Origin of the sequence: Butyrivibrio sp. AC2005 (genome assembly GCF_000424145.1) — a bacterium.
GTDB lineage: Bacteria > Bacillota > Clostridia > Lachnospirales > Lachnospiraceae > Butyrivibrio.
On sequence record NZ_AUJI01000070.1, the window covers coordinates 1 to 11117 of the forward strand.

General features: G+C 33.9%; 6 protein-coding genes. All 6 read left to right on the forward strand.

What is annotated here, in order from left to right; all coding sequences use genetic code 11:
* The first annotated feature begins 104 nt into the window (after nt 1-104).
* Complete coding sequence (locus G602_RS27160; RefSeq protein WP_242835646.1) at nt 105-1175, forward strand: sugar phosphate nucleotidyltransferase; 1071 nt, start codon at nt 105-107, stop codon at nt 1173-1175.
* 66 nt (nt 1176-1241) lie between these two features.
* Nucleotides 1242-2183, forward strand: a complete 942-nt coding sequence (locus G602_RS0116570; RefSeq protein WP_026659970.1) for a type I phosphomannose isomerase catalytic subunit — start codon at nt 1242-1244, stop codon at nt 2181-2183.
* A 125-nt stretch (nt 2184-2308) separates the two neighbouring features.
* Nucleotides 2309-5698: an O-antigen ligase family protein gene (locus tag G602_RS0116575; protein ID WP_026659971.1), complete on the forward strand. Its 3390-nt coding sequence runs from the start codon at nt 2309-2311 to the stop codon at nt 5696-5698.
* Nucleotides 5699-5842: 144 nt separating this feature from the next.
* Nucleotides 5843-7252 (forward strand): exopolysaccharide biosynthesis polyprenyl glycosylphosphotransferase, encoded by a 1410-nt coding sequence (locus G602_RS0116580; protein ID WP_049945290.1) that lies wholly within the window; start codon nt 5843-5845, stop codon nt 7250-7252.
* A gap of 577 nt (nt 7253-7829) precedes the next feature.
* The gene (locus G602_RS0116590) at nt 7830-9341 is read left to right on the forward strand and encodes a hypothetical protein (protein WP_026659973.1); all 1512 of its coding nucleotides are present in this window, start codon (nt 7830-7832) and stop codon (nt 9339-9341) included.
* Nucleotides 9342-9389: 48 nt separating this feature from the next.
* On the forward strand, nt 9390-11117 hold a 1728-nt coding region (locus tag G602_RS0116595; protein WP_026659974.1), incomplete at its 3' end, for an SIR2 family protein.

The following is an 11117-nucleotide window of genomic DNA, read 5'->3' on the forward strand; positions in this document are numbered from 1 at the left end:
AATCATCCTGATGCCATTTATCCGTCCGCGCATGGATTCTGAGGTGGGTAACACCATCCCGATCAAGATAGAAGTTTGCATCTTCTACGACAGCATGATTGACATTGAGCAATTTTTTACATAATGTATTAGCAGAAACCATCTGTGGGTACCTCTGGTATCTCTGTAGTATAGTTTGGACGCTAATACATTACAGAAACACAGATGGTTTTTCAATTGCAAATATACATCAGAGGACTGGCATAGTACCCACCATCATGCCAGAAGCCTCTAAAAATCTTGTGCTTATGGGGATTAATCCCACATATCCTTCTGAGAAATACGGATATATAAAGCCTATTATTGACGAAAATGGGGTTAGTGGTTATGCATTTACCGAGAAGCCCACAAAAGAGAAGGCTGAGGAATACATTTCAGATGGAGCTCTATGGAATGGTGGCGTATTTGCATATAAACTTTCATATGTTTTGAATAAGAGTAAGGAATTACTTGGCACAGCTTCTTATAAAGAACTTTTTACCGAGTATGTAAATCTTAAGAAAATTAGCTTCGATTATGCTGTGGTCGAACAGGAAACCAGTATTGATGTTCTACGATATAGCGGAGAATGGAAAGATCTGGGTACATGGAACACGCTTACGGAGGCAATGGAAGAGTCAATTATTGGTGAAGGTCAGATGAATGATACCTGCTCAAATGTACATATTGTAAATGAGTTAAATGTTCCCGTACTTTGTATGGGGCTTAAAGATGTTGTTGTATCTGCATCACCGGAAGGAATACTTGTTTCTGACAAAGAGCAGAGTTCTTATATAAAGCCATTTGTTGATGAAATAGATCAACAGGTTATGTTTGCGGAAAAAAGCTGGGGAAGCTATAGAGTTATTGATGTTGATGATGTTTCAATGACGGTAAAAGTAACTTTGAATCCCAGAAATAAAATGAATTATCATAGCCATGAGCATCGAGATGAAGTTTGGACAGTGGCTCAGGGAAGTGGTAGAGCTATTGTTGATGGCGTTGAACAGATGATTAAATCTGGAGATGTTGTTTCGATGCCAATCGGTTGTAAACATACTGTTATTGCTGGGGATGAGGGGCTGGTACTCATTGAAGTGCAGCTAGGTTCTGAGATAAATGTATCAGATAAGCAGAAGTATGAAATGTCATTTTAGTTATACAGAGGAAGGGGCACAGATAATTGTGTCCCTTTGGTTTTTAATATACGAGGAATAAAATTTATGTCTATTTTAAAATTATGCGCACCTACAAAAGATTACTTATGGGGTGGAAACAGACTTGTGAAAGAATTTGGGAAACTCTCAGCAGGTGCAGCAACTGCTGAGAGTTGGGAATTATCATGTTTTCCTAGAAGTGAATCGGTAATAGATAATGGTGAATTTGCAGGAAAAACCTTATCAGCATATATAAATCATTTTGGAAAAAGTATTCTTGGAAATAATTGCAAGAATTTTGAAAAGTTTCCTGTTCTGGTCAAACTCATTGATGCTATGCAAGATCTATCAATTCAAGTACATCCATCAGATGAATATGCACTTAAAAATGAGAATCAGTATGGAAAAACAGAAATGTGGTACATTATTGATGCTGAAAAGGATGCTTTTCTTTACTATGGATTCAACAGAGAGATTGCAAAAGAAGAGTTTAAAAGAAGGATTATTGACCAGACATTACCAGAAGTATTATGCAAAAAGTATGTAAAAAAAGGGGATGTTATTTTTATAGAGTCCGGTACTATTCATGCAATTGGAAAAGGAATCTTACTTGCTGAGATTCAGCAAAATTCAAATATAACATATAGAGTTTATGATTATGGAAGAAAAGATAAAGATGGTAGATTTAGAGAACTGCATATTGACAATGCACTGGATGTTACTTGTCTGGGACCTGTAGAAGAATTTCCAAATCATTCTAATCACCTTGCTAAATGTAAGTACTTTACTGTTGATAAGATATCGAATAATTGTGATATATCAAATAGCTTTAAGGGAAATGTAGGGAATGACACCTTTTTACATATTCTTATATTAGATGGAGAAGGTTTAATAAAGAATAATAATAATACGATCAACTATAAAAAAGGTGATAGCTTTTTCATTCCAGCTGGAAGTGGAGAATATGAAATAAAAGGCACTTATGAGGCACTTATGACATATGTTTAATTGCTGAAATATTGTCAGGTCTTCAGGATAAAAAGGCAAAAGCTGTTTATTATCAAAGGATTTATAGTATGATACACTAATATAATAATACGTATGTTAGTTTTGAAGGAGTATACGTTCTGATTATGTTGGAGAAAAAATATATTAGCTGGAATGTGTATTTATATGTGGGAATAACTCTTGCAGTGATGATGTCCATACGTGATGACTCTCGTGAAGAGTTTCTTCAATTTCTTTTGGTTGCTGTTTTTTTTATGGGTACAGGAATAAAGGATAATTGTTATAGGTTAAAAAGCTTTGCTATTAGTTATCCACTGTTTACTTTTATGACAGTAACATGGACGTTTTATTTTTCATATATTAATAAAAAGTGGCCAACATCTGACAAGTATGCAATTTCTGTTTTTGCAATAGTATTTGCGGGATATGTTCTCGTTAACAAAGGAGAACAGGCTATTTCTAATATTTTTAGCAAATGTTGGATGATGTATGCTCTTCTAACATTTATTTGTCTTTTCGATTTTATCAGAACATCTTATGTAAAAGAGCGAATGTATTATTTTTATAATAACTGCAACATGGAAGGATATTCGATTGTCGTATTCTTTTTAATAACTCTGCTATTTATACAAGAAAAGAAAAAAGTTATAGCAGGCACGTTTCTTGCTTTGGTATCGCTGATATGTACTGGATCTAAGGCTTGTACTATTATTGCTGTGATATTATTAACCTGCTGTATTTTTAAATATTTGAAGAATGGGAATGCATCTGAAGTTCAAAATACATTAAATAATAAAATACTAATAGTTCTAATAGCTATCGCTATGGTTGCTATAGCGACAGTGGTTATTTATGGAAAAGATTTATTAGCAAGCTTGAATTCTCGGTATTATGAATTTGGGTCCGATGTCATCAATGTTCTTCAAGGAAAGACTCAACCGGCTGATTCAGCTTCTAGTACAAATCTTAGAATGCTAGATATTGAAGCTTCTTTGGAGGTGTTTCCCAAAGGTTCTTTTATAGAGATATTACTTGGTAGGGGGCTTTTGCATCAATTTCGGTATGAATTGAATCCCATTATATCGAGAATACATGCCTTTGGAGGAAATGATGGAGGTGTTGCCGGTCCTGCGGAAAATACCTTTTTATCACTAATGTATGATTCTGGGATGCTTGCGTTTGCCATGTATGTTTCAGTTTTTGTTGCAGCAATAATATGTTTATTTAAATGTAAGGATGACTTAGTAAGAAAACTTTCAATAATTCTTATATGCCTTATGTCAATTGGGCTTACGGTTGACATGGAATATATCATAAGCATCATGTTTATAGAGTGGGTGTTTGTAGGTATGTTTATTGGCAGATTATGCTCTATAAGGAAAAAGAGCTTTCTTGCCTTTGGTTTTACAGGCGCACTGTTGGTAATGCCGGTGATTTATATGCTCCCGACGTTAAAAAGCTATTTTAAGACGTTGATTGGAGGAATTAAACTGATTGGCAGTACGGGATATACTATAGTCGCATTAAGTGCTGTTTTTGCTGTTGTAGCAGGAATAGTATTGCTTATTTGTGCTGTAAGTATGATTGTCTTTAAAAAGGTATCTTCTGAGCATATATCAATAAAAAACTTTGTCTGGGTAGTGACAGGAATAGTTGCGATTATTGCCGGCGTTGTTTCATGTAATATGTGTTCGGGAAATGTAAAGAACAGAATTATTGACAGAATTAATGAGGAAAAGGATTTTATAAATATTATCAGCGAAATTTCGGAAAGTGATATTTATGTGGATACTTTCCCGGAAGCGTACAATCAGGAGTTTGGTAATATAAAAAACTCAGTAATGTGTAGTAGAGGATTGGTAGCTTATGAACATGTTGTTTTAATAGCTGACAAGAAACTTGATTCTCATTACTTTGGGGATAGAGGTTTTCTATGTTTTCCGATATCAGAATGGGACATAGTATATACAAATGACGAGGATGTTATTACATATTTAAAAGAAGAAGGAATTCATCTGAAAAGCTTTAACGATTATGAATACAGTATTGAGTCTAATGAGGATTCGGCACATCTGTATCCGGGTCAATACACAGCAATGGTTACTCTTAGCAAAAACATGACAAATGAAAAAAAAATTGAGAATTGTTTGTTACAGGTATTAAAATGTTCTGATAATACCATTATTGCAGAAAAGAATATTTCTGTTGATCAATTCGATGAATCAGGAATATTTGTTTGTGAGTTGCCGTTTAATACAATGGCGGCAAATATACATTTTAAAATATCAGGAGATGATGCTCGGAATATTCAATGCAAAGAAATAAATTACAAGAGAACTCCAAATTATGACACGCATGTAATTATTGATAAGATGGGAAGAATCGTCCATGAGGAATACTATGACATGGACGGCAATAGGCTGAAAATATTTGGCGGTTACTATGGGGCAGATTATGAGTACGATAATGTTGGAAATCAAACAAAGGTAATCTGTTTGGATGAGGACATGAATTCAACTTTATGTAATAATCAATATGCCATGGTGCAACGGGAATTTGACAATAATAGGCGAGTATTACGTGAAGAATACTATGGTGTTAATGGGGAAATTATTTGTTTACCGGGCGGTCAGGCTTCTGTTGAATATGAATACGACCAAAAAGGCCACAGAATTTCGGAAAAGTATTTCGGGTCAGCAAATGAACCAATACTTTTCAATGATGCTTATTGGTGCGTACGAAGAGAATATAACGATAAAAATCAGATTATCCATGAAGAATACTATGGTACAGACGGTAATCCTATAGCTTTGGCAAACGGTGCCTATGGATATGATAAGGAATATGATACCGACGGGAATGTGTCCAAACTTGTTATATTAGATAAAGATGGTGCTCCAACTCAAAATACCGATGGTTATACAATTGTTAGAAGGTCTTATAATGATAGTCATCTGGTTATCAGAGAAGAGTATTATGGAGTTGATGAAACTCCTGCAATTTTATCTGGAGGCCAGTCTGCAATTGAATTTGAGTATGATGCTGTGGGTAATCGAATTGTTGATAGGTACTATGATGTTGATAATAATCCAATGCTTATTAATGACGGCTATTGGTATGTTAAAAGGACTTATAATGATAATCGACAGGTTGTATTTGAAGAGTTCTTTGGCACAAATAACTTGCCAATTACTTTACCTGATGGATACGCAGGGGTATCGTTCAAGTACGATGAGGATGGTTTACGGATAGAGCTTGGCTATTATGATGAATCTGGAAATCTATCTAAAAATGCCTTTGGTTATGCAAGACTAAAACGTGAATATAATGAAAATAAACAAATTATCTGTGATACTTATTATGATGTTAATGATATGCCAACTATTTCTGTAGATGGATATTCTAAGTTAGTAAATACTTATGATGGTAATGGTAATCTTATTCTAACAGAATTCTTTGATCTCAATGGGAATATAGTCAGTTCATATGAGAATGAATTAAGTGTCAACAAGTAATTTTTTTTCAGAGAATTTCTAATATTTCTCATGACTGAAGGACTTCACGAAGTTTTGGCTGTATGTTATACTATCAAATGGAATGGCGGCGCCATAGGCGCCGCTGTTTTGTTGTTAAATATTTTGATAATGAGGTTGAGTAATTTGGGAGATACAAATACTAACGCATCAAATATGTTAAAAATGAATGGTAAATACATATTTAGATTTATTTGTGAAGTAATATTAGCTGCAATTGCATCTATAGTATTTTTCTATTTTTGGTATGAATTTGTTAAATATCACAACAATACTGGATACTTGCTAGGAATAGGTAATCTTGGCATGGCTGCCAGTGTTTACCTGATTATCTATGTTGTTATTGGCAAATGGCTTCATGCTTTTAAGATTGGAGTTGAGAGAGTTGCTAATATTTTGGCAAGTCAGGTTCTTACACTGCTTGCTGTTAATATTATAGAATGCTTTGTATCATGTGCCATAACAGGGCAGTTTAGATATTTCTTTCAGTTTATAAAAATCTACTTTATTGCATTTCTTATACAATCAATTATCAATTGCATTCTATCGTTTTTGATGATAAATGTTTATAGGCGTACATTTCCCCCACTCAAGATTATTGAAATATATGGGGATTACAAAAATGATCTTTTTGATAAAATAAATGGTGTTCATTATAAATATGTAATAAAAGATCAGATATCAGCAGATGAGACTGAAAAAAATATTATTGAGCGGATAAAGTCTTATGATGCAGTACTTTTAAATGATCTTCCTGCTCACAAGAAGAATAAACTTCTTAAAATATGCTATGATCTTAATAAGAGAGTATATTTTCTTCCTAAGATATCAGATATTTTGGTGAAAAATTCTGAAGAACTCAATCTTATTGATACGCCTCTTTTCCTAAATAGAAATAATGGTATTACTCCACGGCAGCGATTTTTAAAAAGATTTTTTGACATAACTCTAAGCTTTTCTATGCTCGTTATTCTTAGTCCAATCCTTTTAATTACAGCGCTTGCAATACATTTGGAGGATGGAGGACCGGTATTCTTTAGACAGGAAAGAGTCACCTTAGGCGGCAAAAGATTTATGATTCTTAAATTCAGATCAATGATTGTTGATGCCGAAAAAGACGGAAGACCTCATCCTGCAGGAGAAAAGGATGACAGAATTACCAAGGTTGGTAATATCATAAGAGCAATACGTGTGGACGAACTTCCACAGCTTATAAATATTCTTACTGGAGATATGTCTATAGTAGGTCCCAGACCCGAAAGGTGGGAACATGTGGAGAAGTATTGTCAAGAAATACCTGAGTTTGATTTTCGTCATAAGATGAAGGGTGGTCTTACCGGATATGCTCAGGTTTATGGGAAATACAATACTACTGCACTTGATAAGCTGAAACTGGATCTTTTGTATATTACTAATTATTCACTTCTTTTGGATCTGCAGATTATTTTTGAAACTGTTAAGATACTCGTTCAGAAGGAGAGTACGGAAGGATTTTCAGAAGAAGCCAGCAAAAACATGCATGATGCGGATGTGTAATGGTCTTTTGAAAGGATGTAAGAAGGGAAGATTATGGGAATAATAGTGGTATTATGTGTCTTGATTGCTTGGCTCATGTATGTTTTATGTGCTTTTAGCGGCATGACAGATGATGAAGAGGAACAAAATTATAATAGTATGCATGTAACAAAGGAAACGGAATAACGTTTTATTACGCAATTAAACAACATATGTATAAATTTATTTGTGTATTCAAGAAAGAACAGCGGAGATTATATCAAAGTAATCTCCAATGTTCTTTTTACTTCAGATGTATGATTAGCTTGTAACGTTTATCCATAAATGCATGACAGTTCAAATATATGATGAGCTTTCAAAATGTCGTGCGTTGCTTTATATTATTCATACAATAATGTCATAATTTATTATTGAAGGTAATGATACGTAGAACAAAATAGGTTAAGTATACTTGCTTTTTATGTTTTCAATATTAGGTAGATATCGACGTGATGCCTTACGTGTGTTTTTTACATGTAGCTTTTCCCTAAGCAATTAGATATCATTATTTAATACAAAACAAAATGCCAGATAATAATACAATCGGTGAATAATTGTTATGAAAATACAGATTTATGGGCAATATGATTTTGAAAACTTTACAATGTTAAATGCTTTAATGGATGAAAAAGATGTTATGAGCACTGCAATCCACGAATATACGCATTTTGTTTTGAGTAATCAGAGTACCTATGGGCTGATTTTATATTGCCTTAATAAGATTATAATTCCAATTGGAGACTATGAAGATAATAACAGGAAGAAGGCTTCTAAGGATTTTTTCTTTATTAACACCATAAAAGTGCAAGAGGGACTAGCAGTATTTATTGAAGCCATATTTTATATGTTAAAAAGCGAAAATGAATACGCATGTTTTATAGAAACTCTAAGAAACAATAATGTTCAGTATTATAATTTTTTAAAACCGTTTTTGCATATATTGTCATATTTAAAAAATGAAAATAATGAGAATAGATTGACTATAGCCCACAAGGTGTTCCAATTAGCATTATATTCTATGAATACAAAAATATATGAATTTGATGGAGAATTATTTGGAAAGAAAAAAACTATACAAAAACTTGTTTCATCTCCTGATTTTTCTAAAAAATATCTCCCTAATAAAATATTCCTATCTATGATTACTTCATGCGAATCAGCAACTACCTTTGACGACATTTTGGATAAATTATCTGAGCCAGCAGAAACGAAGTATGTAGCTGATCTTATTACTTCTGAAGAAAGACTTAATAAAACAAAGGAATTCGTGCTCAGTATATTTAAGAATTCAAAACGTGTGCTCTTATATAGGAATATTCTGGATAGAATTTCTATACAAGAAAAAGAAATTGCTAATATATTTCTTCAGCAACTTCCGACAGCATTTAATGAAGAAGATATTGTAAAAAATCTTAAAAAAATAGATTATGATACTTTAAAAACTAGATGTATTTCAAATAAATACTCCACACTTTTTCTGTTAGGGAACTTAAAAGACTCATTGAATTATGTATTATTTAAAATGGGCATCAACGATGAGATATCTTGGAAAAATAGTGTTTCTCAAGAAGTGATATTTTTTTATGATTTAATCCAAAAAGAAATATTCAGTTGCTTCTTAAGTAAAGATGAAATACAAGATATTTTATTGTCAGACAACATCAAAAGTATCGTACTAACAGCCTATAAGAACTACGATTACAAAAATGATATTATTCCAAATCACGAAAATATAAGGAAAACAATATATGTTTATTGTGATCGAACATATAGTAATGCGCGTGAAATAATTGATAAATGGGGTAATAGAACAATTTATTATAGATATATGTTTTTTGCGAGCATGGTGGTGCTACTAATTCGTAGCAGCAGAAATACAATTTTTATACTGCCCATGACACCACTTGTAGCAGATGAAGCAGAAAGGGATATTCAAGATAATCGAAAAAATATGAAGGCTATAACTACTACTCATGATGGCGAATATGATGATTTTGTAATTAAAGATTCTCAGATAGAAGAAGATATTAATACGATTATTAATTGTTTGTTCTTTTTGAATATGACATAATTATTATTTCAATAATAGATAGTTATTTTGTTCACAAAAGGAAGTAATATGTCCGCATCTAAAGTTTCAAGTTATCCCAAGCTCATGCAAACATTAGCAACTGAACAGAAGATTGTATATCTGTGTGGTGCAGGTGCGTCCATGTCTCTTGCAGAACACAGATTAAGCTGGCCGAGCTGGATTTTGGCAGGCAAGAACTATCTGACCATCTCAGAGCAGGATGAGCTTGATAAGCATATAGGAACCTGGTCATCTGATGAGCTCATAGATACAGTGACATATCTGCTTGGGAAACTGAAATCTACAACCTCATATGAAGATTATATGAATAAAACTGTTGGAGCGCTTCATCCTGTCAATAAGTCATTTATTGATGCTCTTCGCAAGATATGGCGCGCCGGAGATCTGATTACTACCACTAATTATGATCTAACTATTGAAGAAGCAGTGAACTGTGGGGCGGTGTCTTATTCTTTTCCGGCTGAAATATTATCAATCATCAGGGGTGACTCGGAGAATAAGGTTATACACCTTCACGGCGTTTATGACAGGCTTAACAATATTGATGATATTGTCGCGGATGATCCGCAGTATAAGAGTGTGCTTGCAAATGCCGGAGCACAGTTTATACAGAATCTTATCAGTACGCATCCTATAGTTATAGTCGGATGCGGAGGGACTGTGGAAGATCCGAACCTATCAGGATTCATGAATTTTGTGGTGGATAAGCTCAGAGATACTAACGTTCCCTATTTTTATCTGATGAAAAAAGGGGATAATGTTCCAGAACTTCCACCAAATGCACTGCCGGTTTTCTATGGTGATGAATACGCAGATCTCCCGGAGTTTCTTTCTGAGATGGCACTGATGAGGCTTCGCAGGAGAGCAGGCATAAGAAGTGTTGTAGCGGTGAATCCCTACAAGGCAGCTGTTCCTGTAACATCAGCATTTGGAAGAATTCATTTCTCTAATGGTTTTAGCGAATTTGTCGGACGAAAAGCGGAGCTTAAAGCTATAACAGAGTTTATTGAAACCGATAAGAAATTCAGTTGGTGGATTACCACAGGTGAAGGCGGCATAGGAAAGAGCCGCCTTGTAATTGAATCGCTGAGAAATACTGCATCTAACTGGTTTGGCTTCTTTACAAAAAAAGATGCAAATGAAATAGGTACTTTTATCCCATTCACAGATACCATTGTGGTATTTGATTATGTCCTCGGAAGTGAATATGAATGTGCCAAATGCCTAACAAAGTATATAGAAATATTCGAAACGTCGCCATATAAGCTTAGGGTAATCCTTATAGAAAGAGCGTTGAAATCTGATGCTTGGTTAAAGGACATAAAGAAAGCGCTTGATTCTGAGACGAGATTGTTGTTTGAAGGGGCAGAATATAATAAAGAAGAACTTAGACTATCTGAACTCTCAACAGATGATGAAATTTCATACATTCAAAATTATTTTAAGTCATATCTGCCGTTGATAGATAATAGTGATTTAGCAGATGATTACTTAACTGATATTGATAATCTTAGTAAGAAAATACAGGAAAGCTTTAGAAATTCTATAAGCGACGATTACTATCGACCATTGTACCTTAGCATCTTTATTGAAGTGTGGGTGGGAAAAGAAGGTAAGCTTTCTTTAACATCGTCAGATGAACTGCTGGAAGAATACATCGAAAGAGAAAAGATCAGATGGAAGACCATCTTAGATGATAGTGATGACCTTCTGGATTCATATCTTAATCTTTTGGCAATGGCTTGTGCAATTGAT

What these genes read in the sequence shown, in the direction of transcription:
- G602_RS0116590 (WP_026659973.1), top strand. Translation starts at nt 7,830, where the DNA reads ATGAAAATACAGATTTATGGGCAATATGATTTTGAAAACTTTACAATG.
- G602_RS0116575 (WP_026659971.1), top strand. Translation starts at nt 2,309, where the DNA reads ATGTTGGAGAAAAAATATATTAGCTGGAATGTGTATTTATATGTGGGA.
- G602_RS0116570 (WP_026659970.1), top strand. Translation starts at nt 1,242, where the DNA reads ATGTCTATTTTAAAATTATGCGCACCTACAAAAGATTACTTATGGGGT.